At 61.7% G+C, this 14,004-nt stretch carries 14 protein-coding genes; 4 read left to right on the top strand and 10 right to left on the bottom strand.

Going from position 1 to position 14,004, the window contains the following annotated elements; genetic code table 11:
* Position 1 precedes the first annotated feature (1 nt).
* From MJ639_RS02035 to MJ639_RS02045, 3 genes are all read right to left on the bottom strand, one after another.
* A complete protein-coding gene (locus MJ639_RS02035; protein ID WP_243368285.1) occupies positions 2 to 1,120 on the bottom strand; it encodes an FUSC family protein in 1,119 nt (372 codons plus the stop codon).
* Positions 1,121 to 1,174: 54 nt separating this feature from the next.
* Complete coding sequence (locus MJ639_RS02040; RefSeq protein WP_243368287.1) at positions 1,175 to 1,354, bottom strand: hypothetical protein; 180 nt, start codon at positions 1,352 to 1,354, stop codon at positions 1,175 to 1,177.
* A 70-nt stretch (positions 1,355 to 1,424) separates the two neighbouring features.
* Positions 1,425 to 1,799, bottom strand: coding sequence for an SPW repeat protein (locus MJ639_RS02045; protein WP_243368289.1), 375 nt, complete (start codon positions 1,797 to 1,799; stop codon positions 1,425 to 1,427).
* Between the two features lie 83 nt (positions 1,800 to 1,882).
* On the opposite strand from MJ639_RS02045, the gene MJ639_RS02050 reads away from it, so the two are divergent.
* From MJ639_RS02050 to MJ639_RS02060, 3 genes are all read left to right on the top strand, one after another.
* Positions 1,883 to 2,134 (top strand): hypothetical protein, encoded by a 252-nt coding sequence (locus MJ639_RS02050; protein ID WP_243368291.1) that lies wholly within the window; start codon positions 1,883 to 1,885, stop codon positions 2,132 to 2,134.
* 217 nt (positions 2,135 to 2,351) lie between these two features.
* A complete protein-coding gene (locus tag MJ639_RS02055) occupies positions 2,352 to 2,987 on the top strand; it encodes an SGNH/GDSL hydrolase family protein (RefSeq protein ID WP_243368293.1) in 636 nt (211 codons plus the stop codon).
* 219 nt (positions 2,988 to 3,206) lie between these two features.
* Entirely contained in the window at positions 3,207 to 3,815 is a 609-nt protein-coding gene (locus MJ639_RS02060) for a hypothetical protein (RefSeq protein WP_243368295.1), read from the top strand.
* A gap of 79 nt (positions 3,816 to 3,894) precedes the next feature.
* Here MJ639_RS02060 and rpmG read toward each other — a convergent pair whose 3' ends face one another.
* From rpmG to parE, 5 genes are all read right to left on the bottom strand, one after another.
* A complete protein-coding gene (gene rpmG, locus MJ639_RS02065; RefSeq protein ID WP_243368296.1) occupies positions 3,895 to 4,062 on the bottom strand; it encodes a 50S ribosomal protein L33 in 168 nt (55 codons plus the stop codon).
* 185 nt (positions 4,063 to 4,247) lie between these two features.
* Positions 4,248 to 4,973, bottom strand: coding sequence for an NUDIX hydrolase (locus MJ639_RS02070; protein ID WP_243369008.1), 726 nt, complete (start codon positions 4,971 to 4,973; stop codon positions 4,248 to 4,250).
* The gene (locus MJ639_RS02075) at positions 4,945 to 5,430 is read right to left on the bottom strand and encodes a DUF983 domain-containing protein (RefSeq protein ID WP_243368297.1); all 486 of its coding nucleotides are present in this window, start codon (positions 5,428 to 5,430) and stop codon (positions 4,945 to 4,947) included. Before MJ639_RS02075 ends, MJ639_RS02070 begins: the two co-directional genes overlap by 29 nt.
* Positions 5,431 to 5,442: 12 nt before the next feature.
* Positions 5,443 to 7,770 (bottom strand): ribonuclease R, encoded by a 2,328-nt coding sequence (gene rnr / locus MJ639_RS02080; protein WP_243368298.1) that lies wholly within the window; start codon positions 7,768 to 7,770, stop codon positions 5,443 to 5,445.
* 400 nt (positions 7,771 to 8,170) lie between these two features.
* Positions 8,171 to 10,231, bottom strand: coding sequence for a DNA topoisomerase IV subunit B (gene parE / locus MJ639_RS02085; protein ID WP_243368299.1), 2,061 nt, complete (start codon positions 10,229 to 10,231; stop codon positions 8,171 to 8,173).
* Positions 10,232 to 10,478: 247 nt separating this feature from the next.
* On the opposite strand from parE, the gene MJ639_RS02090 reads away from it, so the two are divergent.
* A complete protein-coding gene (locus MJ639_RS02090) occupies positions 10,479 to 10,664 on the top strand; it encodes a hypothetical protein (RefSeq protein WP_243368301.1) in 186 nt (61 codons plus the stop codon).
* Here MJ639_RS02090 and MJ639_RS02095 read toward each other — a convergent pair.
* Positions 10,661 to 11,149: an MgtC/SapB family protein gene (locus MJ639_RS02095; RefSeq protein WP_243368302.1), complete on the bottom strand. Its 489-nt coding sequence runs from the start codon at positions 11,147 to 11,149 to the stop codon at positions 10,661 to 10,663. The genes MJ639_RS02090 and MJ639_RS02095 overlap by 4 nt on opposite strands.
* A gap of 13 nt (positions 11,150 to 11,162) precedes the next feature.
* Positions 11,163 to 13,877, bottom strand: coding sequence for a type I DNA topoisomerase (topA, locus tag MJ639_RS02100; RefSeq protein ID WP_243368304.1), 2,715 nt, complete (start codon positions 13,875 to 13,877; stop codon positions 11,163 to 11,165).
* Positions 13,878 to 14,004 lie beyond the last annotated feature (127 nt).

A 14,004-nucleotide genomic window follows, 5' to 3' on the forward strand; every position in this document is an offset into this window, starting at 1 on the left:
TTCATCCCGTCGGAACATGCTTTCGGGTGATGGCCAGCTCCTCCGTGCGCGCCAGCAGATCTTCCAGGTCCTTCCTGAACTGCTCGAAAGCAAAGCCGAGTGCGAAAACCTGTCCGAAGCTGCTATAGGGCAGATCGTGCGAGAGCGCGTGCGAGCGCAAGGCTTCCGTTTCGCTCACGAAGGTGTGCAGCGCCTTCTCGAAAGTCGCTGAATCCGGCGGCAGCCCACGTGTTCTCAAGGCTTTCGCCAAGCTCAGAAGAAGCGCGCGGGTTTCATCCCGGAGTGTTTGCAAGGATGGGCCCAATTGATCGAGTACCGCCTCGGGTAGGGGATTGGCGGCGGCCCGTCCGATCATCACGAAATCATGGCGTACGCGATGAAGCGTGCGGATCAGCGGTTCCGGATCAACTGCGTCGGTCAAATGGCTCTTGCGTTCGCGAGCTGCCTCGTCGGCAGCTGCTTCCGCTTTCTTGAGCGTCGCACGGATTTTCGGATGGAGAATCTGGAGTTCACTCCTGTCCTTCGGTTCTGTGGACGGATCTCCGATCAGGACCGTGATCAGGTCGGCATTCAATGCGACGACCTTGGCGGCAGCTTCCGTCATCAGCGTGTGAGCCCGCGCCGGCAGCACGAAAAGGGACACCATGACGCCGACGAAGTTGCCGAGCATGATCTCCAGGACGCGATCGATGGCGGTGGCGAGCGGGCCGATCGTTTGGCCTGTCGGAGGCAGGAGCATGATGAGCGATGTGACCGGCGCAACGCGAAAGCTCGGATTGATCGCGGCCAGCAGGGCCAGCGGGAACAGCCCCAGGATCATCGCAACGGCAATGCCAAAAGGCGTTTCATGCGCAACGAAAGCGGTGACCGCTCCGCCATAGAACGCGCCCGCGAGCGTCCCCATGAACCTTTCGATGGCCGCCTTGAGTGAGCCACCGACGCTCGCCTGCATGATCACCACGGCTGTGATGGCGGCCCAATAGCCTTGAGGAAGATGCAGGAGCTTCGCGATGATGAGGGCGAGCATCCCGGCGATGGTGACACGCAGGGCGAGTTTCATCTCGGCCTGCCGCGCGCCGAGCCTGCCGGATATCTTTTCGAACCACCCCGATAATGTCATGCAGTTACCGAACGCGGAGCATAAAGGGTGGTTCGCGGGTCAAAGCCATGCGTTTCAGATGTCGAGCACCTGAAGCTCTGAGCCGCAATCAACGCAGGTGCCGAGCTCTGGTGATGCGATCATGTGCATGGTCTTGCATTCCCGGCAGCCTTTCATGGCCATCTTCAGGCTTCCCGCCATATATTGCGCACCTTGGCGATGCGCTTCGCTGACCTGTACGGCTTGTTCGAACATGCTCGCCTCCCTTATGGGAGGGCGATGCTGCGCCTGTTGCAGGGCCCCGGCAAGAGGAATTTCGGGTCGATTATACCGGCTCGCGATGGCCTGTGACCAATGTCACTTCCCGGCGTGTCGTGAGGCTTGCGAGCACGGAGAACAGCCCAAACAGAAGATGCGGCAGATAGATCTGATCCGAGAAGCCGAGGAGGAACGGGGAGGCGGCGAGCAGCGCCCCGGCTGCACCATCGAGCATCAGGTGCAGCGACATGGGGATGATGCGCAGCACACCGAGTTCATAGGCGGTGAAGAGGGAATAGAGGATCGCGCCTATGCCGAATACGATAGCGACCCATTTCGCCTCCGGAACATCGGAAAATCCGAGCACCCATGGCGAGGCAAAGAGCGCCAGGCCCCAGAGATAGTCGATTACGCCGTGAATGCTGGTGGGGATGAAACGCATGCTCAAAAAGCTCCATGCCGACCTCGCGCCAACGTGGTGACGCGACGCCTGTTCCCCTGAAAGAGAGGCGCTAGAACGAAGGGATGAGCAGAATTCAGTGGCGTCAGGACATGGTAGCGGGTGTGCCGCTCAATCGTCATTTAGGCTTCGTAGGCCCCGTCGAGGTGGGCCATGTGGCCTATGACGGCAGCAACAGATTCTGGATCTGGTCGACGCCTCTGCAGGAGGATGCCTGGGGCTATGGCCCCACGGAGGAAGCTGCGAAGATGGCGCTGGAGCATTGGCTCGCAGCGTGGCTTGAGAACTTCAGGAGCTTCTTTCAGGCGGGTGCGTGAGTTCCGGCCTGTTCCGGCAGACGAGGTGATCTGGCGATAACGGGAACAAGGCGACTTGGCTTCAGTTGTCGCGGCGGGTGGAGAGCTGGACGAAGGAGTTGCACCTTTGCATTCCGACAAACCGGCTCTGCATACCTCTTAGGGGCTACTTTATTGCCAAGCTTCGGCTGACATATCATTTTGTTGCACCTCTGCCCCAATAGACAAGGACGGCCCCATGAGCCACGTGGTTCTGCTCGGCGACAGCGTGTTCGACAACGGCGTCTATGTGAGGCCGGGAGACCCTGACGTGTTTGCCCAGGTGCGGGCCAAGCTGCCCGAGGGGTGGCGCGCCACGATGCGAGCCGTGGACGGGGCCGTGACGACGAGCGTTGAACGTCAGCTCGTCAAACTACCGGAGGATGCAAGCCACCTGATCGTCAGTATCGGCGGCAACGATGCCTTGGGCAGCAGCGGCATTCTGCGCGAGGAGGCGCGCTCGGTCGCGGAGGTCATGACCCGTCTGGCCGATGTGCGGGAGTCGTTCGCCCGCAGCTACCGCAAAATGCTCGATCTGGTGACGGGCTATCGCCTGCCGACGGCTTTGTGCACCATATACGATACGAGCTTCCCGAATGCCGATGAGCAGCGCCAAGTCGTTGCGGCTCTTTCGATCTTCAACGACGTGATCACGCGGGAGGCCTTTTCCCGCAAACTCGGCCTGATCGACCTGCGATTAATCTGCAATGAGCCTGACGATTATGCGAATCCCATTGAGCCTTCGGCCAAGGGAGGTGACAAGATCGCAGCTGCGATTGTTCAAGCAGTGACAGGCTTTGCAGCCCTCCCGCACTCTCAGGTCTTCGCAGCCTGAAATCGCCAAATCGGAGCTAAGAATACGTTTCGAAGCGAGGCTGTTATTGCTGTCATGCTGGGTTTTACTTGGCAGTTATGGTGTCACTATGATGCAATATGAACGGCAGATAAACGTATAGCCATTAATTCTAAAGTATTCGCCTGTCGTTGAAACCTTTTCTCATCTTCGCAATTACCTCAGGATGAATGGCCATGTGCCTTTCCGAAGAGGTCGATCATGAAAAAGATTCTCGTTCTTTCGAGCGCTGCTTTGCTGGTCGTCGGCAGCATCGGCTCGGCTCAAGCCCAACGCTATCGCGATGGATGGCACGGCGGCTATTACCATCACCACAATAACGGCTGGAATAACGGCGGCGCCTTGGCGGCCGGCCTGATCGGCGGCGCGTTGATCGGCAGCCTTACCACAGCTGCAGCAACCCCGGCCTATGGCTATCCGTATTATGGCGGTTACCAGTACGGCTCTTATCCGGCGTACCCAGCTGCTACCTACGGATACAGCTATCCCGCCTATGGGTATGGCTATGCCAATAACCCGTATTATTACGGTTACGGTGCCCCCGTTGCCACGCGAGTCGTCTACGCGCCGGCCCCGGTTTATCGCAATCGCGTAGTCTATCGGGCCCCCGTCTACGGCAGTCGTGTCGTCTATCGTGAGCCCGCATACCGGACACGGGTCGTTTATCGTCAGCCGAGCTATCGCACCCGGGTCGTCTCGCGCCGCGATGTTGACCGCGTCCGTGTCGTCCGCCCGGCGCGCCGCGATGTGGTGACCACCGGCTCCGTCACGCAGCGCCGCGTGATCAGGCCCGCGAACCCCTACCGGTAAAAGCTGACTGTCTCCCCAACGAAAAAACCGCCCCGATAAGGAGGCGGTTTTTTCAGTTCTAGGCTTTGTGCCAGGAAGCTTACTTAATCTTGGCTTCCTTGAACTCCACGTGCTTCTTCGCGACCGGGTCGTACTTCTTGAGCGCGAGCTTATCGGTCATGGTGCGGGAGTTCTTCTTGGTGACGTAGAAATAGCCCGTATCGGCGGTGGAGACGAGCTTGATCTTGATCGTAGCGGCTTTGGCCATAGGTCGGGACCTCTAGTTCGGTGTGAACGCGCTCGGTTAGGCCCTATGGCGTGGCCGAAACGCAAAGGCCGGGCGAGCCCGGCCGGAAATTCGTGACGGTTCCCATGCCCGATTATGCCGGTTCCGTCAAGGGTTCCAGCGGGCTGGAGGGCAGGGAAGGTGGAAAACGGGCCTGAACCGGAAGACTAAAGCAGCTCCCGGATGAAATGGCCGCGCTTCTGGTAGAAGAAAGGCACCGGAAGCATGGGGCTGAAACCCGCTGTGATCCTGGCTTCCAGCTCACCAAGAAGGACCCCGGTAATGGGCGGAAGGTCGAGCTTCCTGGCTTCGTCCAAGGTCACCCATGCCAATTCCACGAGTTCGGAATCGGGGCCGACCACGCCTTCGACCTCATGGGCGATGGCCGTGCGGTCCACCGCGAAGAATCGGGTGTCGAAGCGCTTGACCCGTTTCGGAGGGGTGATGGCCCGGCCGATGAAGTGAAGTTCTTCCAAGTCAGGGAAAACGGCGTGCTCGCGAAAGGCCTCCCAGGGAGTGCCGCCGGGTACCGAATCCGGGCTGCCGTAATCCTTCGTGCCCAGCATCAGGCCGGTTTCCTCGAAGGTCTCGCGGATGGCGGCGAGGGCCAGAGCCCGGCTACGCTGGGTGGAGGGGCGGGTGACCCTTGCCATGAGGGCGGCTTCCGCACGCGGGTGCAAGGCGCCCGTCACGGTCATGGAGCGGTCGCCCGCCTCGATCCGGCCACCGGGAAAGACGAACTTACCGGGCATGAATTTGTGCCCCTCATGGCGCTTGCCCATGAGGATCTTCGGCTTCTTGGTCTTGCGGTCGATGATGATGAGGGTCGCGGCGTCGACAGGGCGGAGAGTCGGAACGTTCGCTTTACGCTCCCCGGCGACCAGCGTGTCCATCTTCGCCAGTGTTTGCGCGTCCGTCACCCGTGGTCTCCCTCTCTGCCTTTTTCTTCTCTCGGGCTGCCCCGAAGCCGTGCATTCCTAGCGCGTATTGCAGTCCCACGACAGCGCCTTTGACGGGCTGGAGCAGGGCCAGAGATAGAACGAGAGTGAGAAGCGGCCAGATCGCCATATGCGCCCAGAGCGGCATCTCCATCTTCGTCTCGGTCATGAGAATGCCGTAGCCGACGAGATGGCCGACGATGAAGATCACGATATAGGGCGGCAAGTCATCCGCCCGGTGGTGATGGAATTCCGTGCCGCAGTCTTCGCAGCGCTCCACTACCTTCAGGAAACGGCCGAACAGGCGCCCCCGGTTGCAGGCCGGGCACCGGCACAGAAATCCGCGCCGCATGGCGGACATGACGGTCACATCCTCTACAGGCGTCGAAGCCGGGTGGATCGTCAGGGGCATCATCGTTTCCTGTCAGCCGCGTCCGCGGCGTTTCACCTTCACTCGCGTGGGAGCGCGACGGTCGGAAGATGCAGCCTTTGCCGCTTTCTTCGCACCGCGCGGCGGGCGCTTGGCTCCCTTCTTGCCGCCTCCAACCTTGCCGGTGAAGCGGCCCTTGGTGAGCAACTCGAACCGCAGCGCGCCGGCAACGGGCGCGGCCTCCACCAGCTTCACTTCCACCTTGTCGCCGAGGCGATAGGTTTCGCCGGTATAATCGCCGCGCATGGAATGGGTCTTTTCATCGAAGCGATAATAATCGTCGCCGATGGTCGCCGCCGGAACGAAGCCGTCCGCGCCGGTTTCCGTCAGCTTGATGAAGAGGCCAGCTTTCGTCACTCCCGAAATCTGTCCCTCGAATGTGGCCCCGATCCGGTCCGCGAGGAAGTGCGCGATCAGGCGGTCGATTGTCTCACGCTCCGCCGCCATGGCGCGCCGCTCGGCGGCCGAGATCTTGGCGCTGATCTCGATCAGCTCCGCGCGGGTGGTGTCTTGCGGCAATCCATCCTTACCCAGCTTCAATCCGCTGATGAGTGCGCGATGCACGATGAGATCCGCATAGCGGCGGATGGGGGAGGTGAAATGCGCATAGCGCTTCAAGTTCAGGCCGAAATGGCCGTAATTCTCCGCCGAGTATTCCGCCTGCGACTGCGAGCGCAGCACCACCTCGTTGATGAAGAGCTGATGCTCGGAGCCCTCGACGCCGCGAAGAATGCGGTTGAACAATTCCGGCTTCAGCGCGCCTTGCGTCGGAACCTTCAGGCCGATGGAAGCGAGCACTTCGCTCAAACTCCGCATCTTCTCCAGCGAAGGCTCGTCGTGGACGCGGTAGATGAGATCGGATTGCGCCTGTTCGAGAGCTTCCGCCGCCGCCACGTTGGCGAGGATCATGAATTCCTCGATGAGCTTGTGCGCTTCCAGCCGCTCGGGCACGAATACGCGGTCCACCGTGCCGTCGGGTTTGAGCACGATCTTGCGCTCGGGCAGATCGAGATAGAGCGGCTCGCGAATGTCGCGCGCCTTCTTCACCAGCCCATAACCCGCCCAGAGCGGCTTGAGGATGGTGTCGAGGATCGGCTTCGTCACCTCATCCGGCCTGCCGTCGATGGCGGCCTGCGCCTGCTGATAGGACAGCTTTTCCGCTGAGCGCATCATCACGCGATGGAACGTGTGGCGGATCTTTTTGCCATCGGGGCCGATCACCATGCGAACCGCAAGGGCAGGGCGGTCTTCTCGCGGGCGTAGCGAGCAGAGATTGTTCGAAATCCGCTCCGGCAGCATGGGCACGACGCGATCAGGGAAATAGACCGAATTGCCGCGCTCCTGCGCCTCGCGATCCATGGGTGAGCCGGGTCTCACGTAAGCCGCAACATCCGCGATGGCGACGGTGAGGATGTAGCCGCCCGCGTTCTTGGGATCGCTATCGGGCGTCGCATGCACAGCGTCGTCGTGATCCTTCGCATCGGCAGGGTCGATGGTGATGAGCGGAAGCTCGCGCCAATCCTCCCGGCCTGCGAGGGTTGCGGGCTTGGCAGCCTCGGCCTCGTCGATGACGGCCTTCGGGAATTCGTTCGGGATGTTGTGGGCGAAGATCGCGATCAGGCTCACGGCTTTTTCGGATTTCACGGAGCCCAGACGTTCTTTCACCTTCGCGGTCGGCAGTCCGTAGCGCCCGTGCTTGACGATGGATGCGGCAATAAGATCGCCGTCCTGCGCGCCGTTCTCGTCGCCGGGATTGATCTGGAGTTCCTCTCCACGGCCTTTCTTCTCCACGGAAACCAGGCGACCGCCACCCTCCGGGAGAGAGCGGTAGATGCCGAGCACCTGCGCCTGCTTCTTCGCCAGAACCTTGGTGACGCGGCCTGCGTAACGATGAACGTCCCCGGCTTTCAGCGGATCGACCCGCAGCAGCACCCGGTCGCCCACGCCCGCCACCGGCATACCGGGCTTGTGCTTGCGGGGCGGCATGATGAGGATGGAGGGGATGGAGCCGTGCTCCTCCTCGTCCCATTCGGTGGGCACGGCGATCAACTCGCCATCGCGGTCCCGCTTGATCACATCCGCCATCACCATGGGCGGCAATTGGCCAGACTTGTGGACGCGCTTGCCCCGGCGGTCCACGACGCCCTCGATCTCCAGGTCCTTGAGCATCTGCTTGAGCCAGATGCGGTCGCCACCCTTGATGTTGAAGGCCTGCGCGATCTCGCGCTTGCCCACCTTGCCGGGGGCATTGGCGATGAAGGCGGTAAGATCCTCCCGGGAGGGAAGGGCGGAGGAAGAGTGGATTTTGGAACGTTTGGCCAAGGCAAAAACTCGTTGAGTTCGTCAGGTCTTGTCGCATGCAAGCTTGGCCGGGGCTAGTCCGGGCGGCCCGCCTGTGAATGACGCTTGAGACGCGCCATTGATCCATCAGAGGCTTAGAAGCCGTTTCGGGCAAAAAAAAAGGCTCCATTGCGGAGCCTTTTGAGGGACCGACCCGTGGGGGCAGAATGGGCCGGTGATGCCTATCAACGACTGGGTTCGAGATTGGTTCCAAAGTTTTTTCAAAAAATTTCAGAAAAAATCAGAATCCAGCTAAGTGATTGAGATCATTGGCTGTGAATGGTTGGCTTTTCAGCATCTCTGAAGACGGGGCTGATGGCCTTCAAAGAAAAATGGCGCGGGGCTTATACCGCGCCATGGCTTTTCATTCAGTTTTTGATCGTCAGATATCCAGGTCCGCCTCGTCGGCGAAGACGGCGCGTTCCTGGATGAAGGCGAAGCGGGCTTCAGGCTTGTTGCCCATCAGACGCTCCACGGTGTCGTTGGCTTCAGGCCTGTCGTCGGTCTCCACGACGACCTTCAGAAGCAGGCGCTTCTTCGGGTCCATGGTGGTTTCCTTCAGCTGGCCGGGCAGCATTTCGCCGAGGCCTTTGAAACGGCTGATCTCGACCTTGCCGGAGCCCTTGAACACCGTCTTCAGCAGGCGGTCGCGGTCTGCCTCGTCACGGGCATAGGCCGACTTCGCGCCCTGGGAGAGGCGATAGAGCGGCGGCACGGCGAGGTAGAGGTGGCCGCCATCGATGAGCTTCGGCATCTGACGGTAGAAGAACGTGATCAGCAGGGTCGCGATATGCGCGCCGTCCACGTCCGCGTCGGTCATGATGATGACCTTCTCGTAGCGAAGATCGGCATCGCGGTAAGCCGAGCCTGTGCCACAGCCGAGCGCCTGGACAAGATCGGAGATCTGCTGGTTTTGGTGCAGCTTGTCGCGACCGGCGGAAGCCACGTTCAGGATTTTTCCGCGTAGCGGCAGAATGGCCTGCGAGGCGCGGTCGCGCGCCTGCTTGGCGGAGCCGCCTGCCGAGTCACCCTCGACGAGGAAGAGTTCTGAGCCCTTTGCGCCGGCATTGGAGCAATCCGCCAGCTTGCCGGGCAGGCGCAGCTTGCGGGTCGCAGTCTTGCGGGCGACTTCCTTTTCCTGGCGACGGCGCAGGCGCTCCTCGGCGCGGTCGATCACCCAGTCGAGCAGCTTGTTGGCCTGCTGCGGGGAGGCGGCGAGCCAATGGTCGAAGGTGTCGCGGATGCCGTTCTCGACGATACGGCCCGCTTCCACGGTCGCCAGCTTGTCCTTGGTCTGACCCTGGAATTCCGGCTCGCGGATAAACACCGAGAGCATGGAGGCGCAGGTCGCCATCACGTCGTCGGTGGTCACCGCCGCCATGCGCTTACTTTGGCCGACACGCTCGGCGTGATCGCGCAGACCGCGCAGCAGCGCGATGCGAAGGCCGTTCTCGTGCGTGCCGCCTTCAGGCGTCGGCACCGTGTTACAATACGAGGTGGAGAACCCGTCCTCGTTCGACATCCACGCGACCGCCCATTCCAGCGAGCCGTGGCTGCCGGGCTTGGTGATCTTGCCGGAGAAGATCTGGTCTGTGACCAGGTCCTTCCCCTCGATGTCGTGGACCAGGTAATCCTTCAAGCCGTTCGGGAACTTGAAGACGGCTTCCGGCGCAACATTGTCGACGCCTTCCAGCAACGAGGGAGCGCATTTCCAACGGATCTCGACGCCACCGAAGAGATAGGCCTTTGAGCGCGCCATCTTGAACAGGCGGCGGGGCTGGAAATGCGCTTCCTTGCCGAAGATCTGCCAGTCGGGCTTGAAACGCACCTTGGTGCCGCGCCGGTTGAGCACGCGACCCACCGTCTCGAGCTTGCCCTGCGGGAGGCCACGGGCAAACACCTGGCGATAGAGCTGCTGGCCGCGGGCGACCTCGACTTCGAGAATCTCTGAGAGCGCGTTCACCACCGACACGCCGACGCCGTGCAGGCCGCCCGAGGTCTCATAAACCTTCGAGTCGAACTTACCGCCCGCGTGGAGCGTGGTCATGATGACTTCGAGCGCCGACTTCTTCGGGAATTTCGGGTGCGGATCGACCGGGATGCCGCGCCCGTTATCGGTCACGGACAGCCAGCCGCCTTCCTCCAGCTCCACCTCGATGAAGGTCGCGTGGCCCGCGACAGCCTCGTCCATGGAATTGTCGATCACCTCGGCGAAGAGGTGGTGCAGGGCCTTCTCGTCCGTGCCGCCGATATACATGCCGGGACGGCGGCGGACAGGCTCAAGCCCCTCCAGCACCTCGATGGCGGACGCGTCATAGCCGGCCTCGCCCGGCGTGCCCTGGGGAGCAGGGGCGGGTTTCGAAGCCTTGACGGCAGCCGTTCTGGCCGAAGCAGGTGCCGCGCGCTTGGCAGCAGCGCCCCCGAAGAGATCGTCGTTATCCATAGGGACCTTGGTCCGTTTCAATGATTCGCGTTTGTTTACACTATTTCTCATTCCGTTTTTATACGAGAACAAAACGGAAACGTGAAGGTGGTTTAGGGTCACAAGCCACAAAATTCGATGCTTAAAACCCCTCGTTCAAAGAGTAAGTGGCTGCCTCTAAAGGATGTCTTCAGGGTGTCACAGGAACCGTTTAGCCTTGGTTCACGTTGCTCGTTTAAGCATGACCTTAACGAAAAGCGAGGCAAGGATGCGCACGACGATGGGACCCGCACAGAAACTCCACTTGGACCGCGCTGCGCGCATCGCCGGAGAAGCCTTCGCCTTCGATGAACCCGATACAACCCCGGCTGCCAAGAACAGCACTCTCGGCTCGAGCCTGCTCTGGCTCTCCATGGCCGTGATTGCCGTGATCGGTCTCAGCTACGCCTTCTAGCTGTCCTCATCCACGGTTTTCGCCCGGCCTGAGAACAGGCGAACAAGCCTGTCTTCAAGGGACTTTCCAACAGTTAGGACGACAAGTGTCATCACGGTTCCTGCGAACGTGATGAACCATGCGCCAAGGGCAGCAGTGACGCCGAGAGACGCCGCGATCCACACGGTCGCCGCTGTCGTCAGGCCGTGAACCTCGCTGTTGTCCCGGCCTTTGATGATCGCGCCTGCACCAAGGAAGCCCAAGCCTGTCATGATGCCCTGCACGACGCGGCTGACCGCGTCCTGTCCGAAATGCAGGCCCTCATAAACCGAGCCCGAGAGGATTACGGTCGCGGAGCCCAAAGCCACGAGGCCGAGCGTCCGCATGCCGATGGGCTTGTTGTGGATGTCCCGGTTGAGCCCGACGGCCATGCCGGCAAGAGCCGCGACGATCAGGCGGAGCGCGATTTCCACCTGATCGGCATGGTCGAGAAGGATCCAGGACACCCACTCTCTCATCTCATTCGGCCGCCTTCGCAGACTTCTTGGCAGGAGCCTTCTTCGTGGCAGCCTTCTTGGCAGCAGGCTTCTTTGCCGCCGTCTTCGTTGCAGCTTTCGCCGGGGCCTTCTTCGAAGCAGCAGCCTTCTTGGCAGGAGCTTTCTTTGCAGCTGTCTTGCGGCCGCGCGCCGACTTCTTCGACGGGCCTGCGGCGCGGCGGGCTTTCAGAAGCTCGATGGCTTCCGCCAGCGTCACTGCTTCCGCAGCCATGCTGCGCGGCAGGGTGGCGTTGGTCTCGCCATCGGTCACGTAAGGACCGAAGCGACCGGCCTTCACCACGATGGGCTTGCCCGATTCCGGATCGTCGCCGCCAAGCGGGCGGCCCGGATCGGCAGCACCTCGACGCGCACCGCCGCCACCACTTTCCTTCGTGACAATGAGATCGATGGCACGGTTCGCGCCGATCTCCAGCACGTCGTCGCCTGGGCCGAGATTGGCGTAGGTCTTGCCGTGCTGAACGTAAGGCCCGTAGCGACCGATGCTGGCGAGGATCGGCTCACCGGATTCAGGGTGCGTCGCAACCTGACGCGGAAGCGCGAGGAGCTTGAGCGCTTTTTCGAGATCGACCTGTGAAGGTGTAAGACCCTTCGGCAGCGAGGAGCGCTTGGGCTTTTCACCTTCGCCGAGCTGTACGAACGGACCGAAGCGTCCGTCGCGGAGCGTGACCTGCAATCCGGTATCCGGGTCCTCACCCAGCACCTTCACGCCCGGCTGGCCGCCGTTCTCGGACGAGCCTTCGCCGTCGCCATCGATTCCGGTCGCAGCGAGCTGGCGGGTGTATTTGCACTCGGGATAGTTCGAGCAGCCGATGAAGGAGCCGAACTTGCCGAGCTTGAGCGAAAGCTGACCGGTGCCGCAGGTCGGGCAGGTGCGCGGGTTCGAGCCATCGCCCTTGTCCGGGAAGATGTGCGGGCCGAGGAGCTCGTTCAACGCATCGAGCACCTCCGTCATGCGCAGCTCCTTCGTCTCGCCGATAGCGGCGGAGAAGTCGCGCCAGAACTCGCGCATCACCTGCTTCCAGTCGATCTCGTTGTTCGAGACACGGTCGAGCTGCTCTTCGAGATCGGCCGTGAAATCGTATTCCACGTAGCGGCGGAAGAAGCTTTCCAGGAAGGCCGTGACGATGCGGCCCTTGTCCTCGGGGACAAGGCGTTTCTTGTCGATCTTCACGTATTCGCGGTCGCGCAGCGTCTGCAGCACGGCGGCATAGGTCGAGGGACGGCCGATGCCGAGCTCTTCCATGCGCTTCACGAGGGATGCTTCCGAATAGCGCGGCGGCGGCTCGGTGAAGTGCTGGGTCGCGTTGATGCGGCGGCGTTCCAGGCCGTCGCCCGTCTTCATGGGCGGCAGGCGGCCTTCATCCTCGTCCGCTTCGTCATCCTTGCTCTCGTTGTAGAGCGTGAGGAAGCCGTCGAACTTGACCACCTGACCGGTAGCGCGAAGGTCGAGCTTGCGCGGTCCGACCTGGGCCAGGATGTCGGCAGTGGTACGTTCCAGCTCCGCCGATTCCATCTGGCTCGCCACGGTGCGGGTCCAGATGAGGTTGTAAAGCTTCGCCTGTTCGGGCTCGAGATATTTCGACACGTATTTCGGCAGGCGGCTCATATCCGTCGGGCGGATGGCCTCGTGCGCTTCCTGCGCATTCTTCGCCTTGGTCGTGTACTTGCGCGGCACGGTCGGCACATATTGATCGCCGTATTCCTTGCCGATGACGCGGCGCGCGGCCTGCACGGCCTCGGAGGCCATGTCGACGCCGTCCGTACGCATATAGGTGATGAGACCAACGGTCTCGCCGCCGATATCGACACCTTCATACAAACGCTGCGCGATGCGCATGGTCTGCGCGGGAGCAAGTCCCAGCTTGCGCGAGGCCTCCTGCTGCAGGGTCGAGGTGGTGAAGGGCGGGTAGGGGTGACGCTTGGCGGGCTTCGCCTCGATATTCGCCACCGAGAAGGTCGCGAGTTCCAGGTCCTTCTTGAAGGCTTCCGCGTCCTTGCCGTTGCCGATGTCGAGACGCGTGATCTTCTTGCCGTCAGCACCGACGAGGCGCGCATCGAACACCGCGCCGTCCTTCGTGGCGAGCGTCGCGATCAGCGACCAGTATTCGCGCGGCTTGAAGGTTTCGATCTCGAGTTCGCGGTCGCAGACGAGGCGAAGCGCCACCGACTGCACTCGGCCAGCCGAACGTGCGCCGGGCAACTTGCGCCAGAGAACCGGAGAGAGCGTGAAGCCCACGAGATAGTCGAGGGCGCGGCGGGCGAGATAGGCATCGACCAGCGCCTGATCGATCTCGCGCGGGTTGCGCAGGGCCGTCTGCACCGCATCCTTGGTGATGGCGTTGAAGGTCACGCGCTCGACCGGCAGGTCTTTGAGCACGCGCTTCTCGCGCAGCGCTTCCAGGACGTGCCAGGAGATGGCCTCGCCTTCGCGATCCGGGTCGGTGGCGAGAATGAGCTTCTCCGCCCCCTTAATCGCCTTGGCGATGTCGGTGACGCGCTTCGAGCCCCTGTCCTCGAGCGTCCAGATCATGCGGAAATCGGCTTCCGGGTCGACCGAGCCGTCCTTGGCGGGCAGATCGCGGATATGCCCGAAGGAGGCCAGGACCTCGTAATCCTTGCCGAGATATTTGTTGATCGTCTTGGCCTTCGCGGGCGACTCGACGACGACGACTTTCATGAGCGACTTTCCCGTAGATGGCCGCGAGCGGATGCTCTTAATGTCAAGATAAGAGGCGGTCAGTCCCGCTGACAGCCAAGGCGCGATAAGTGGTTGATCGCGGCGGACAAGTCAAATCGGCTGTTCC

The organism is Microvirga solisilvae (assembly GCF_022808595.1).
Taxonomy (GTDB): domain Bacteria; phylum Pseudomonadota; class Alphaproteobacteria; order Rhizobiales; family Beijerinckiaceae; genus Microvirga; species Microvirga solisilvae.

Bases quoted from the DNA above. Each gene is read 5' to 3' on its own strand.
- MJ639_RS02075 (WP_243368297.1), bottom strand. From the start codon at position 5,430: ATGCCCCTGACGATCCACCCGGCTTCGACGCCTGTAGAGGATGTGACC.
- rpmG (WP_243368296.1), bottom strand. From the start codon at position 4,062: ATGGCCAAAGCCGCTACGATCAAGATCAAGCTCGTCTCCACCGCCGAT.
- topA (WP_243368304.1), bottom strand. From the start codon at position 13,877: ATGAAAGTCGTCGTCGTCGAGTCGCCCGCGAAGGCCAAGACGATCAAC.
- MJ639_RS02060 (WP_243368295.1), top strand. From the start codon at position 3,207: ATGAAAAAGATTCTCGTTCTTTCGAGCGCTGCTTTGCTGGTCGTCGGC.
- MJ639_RS02035 (WP_243368285.1), bottom strand. From the start codon at position 1,120: ATGACATTATCGGGGTGGTTCGAAAAGATATCCGGCAGGCTCGGCGCG.
- MJ639_RS02045 (WP_243368289.1), bottom strand. From the start codon at position 1,799: ATGCGTTTCATCCCCACCAGCATTCACGGCGTAATCGACTATCTCTGG.
- MJ639_RS02090 (WP_243368301.1), top strand. From the start codon at position 10,479: ATGCGCACGACGATGGGACCCGCACAGAAACTCCACTTGGACCGCGCT.
- MJ639_RS02055 (WP_243368293.1), top strand. From the start codon at position 2,352: ATGAGCCACGTGGTTCTGCTCGGCGACAGCGTGTTCGACAACGGCGTC.
- MJ639_RS02070 (WP_243369008.1), bottom strand. From the start codon at position 4,973: ATGGACACGCTGGTCGCCGGGGAGCGTAAAGCGAACGTTCCGACTCTC.
- parE (WP_243368299.1), bottom strand. From the start codon at position 10,231: ATGGATAACGACGATCTCTTCGGGGGCGCTGCTGCCAAGCGCGCGGCA.
- MJ639_RS02040 (WP_243368287.1), bottom strand. From the start codon at position 1,354: ATGTTCGAACAAGCCGTACAGGTCAGCGAAGCGCATCGCCAAGGTGCG.
- MJ639_RS02050 (WP_243368291.1), top strand. From the start codon at position 1,883: ATGAGCAGAATTCAGTGGCGTCAGGACATGGTAGCGGGTGTGCCGCTC.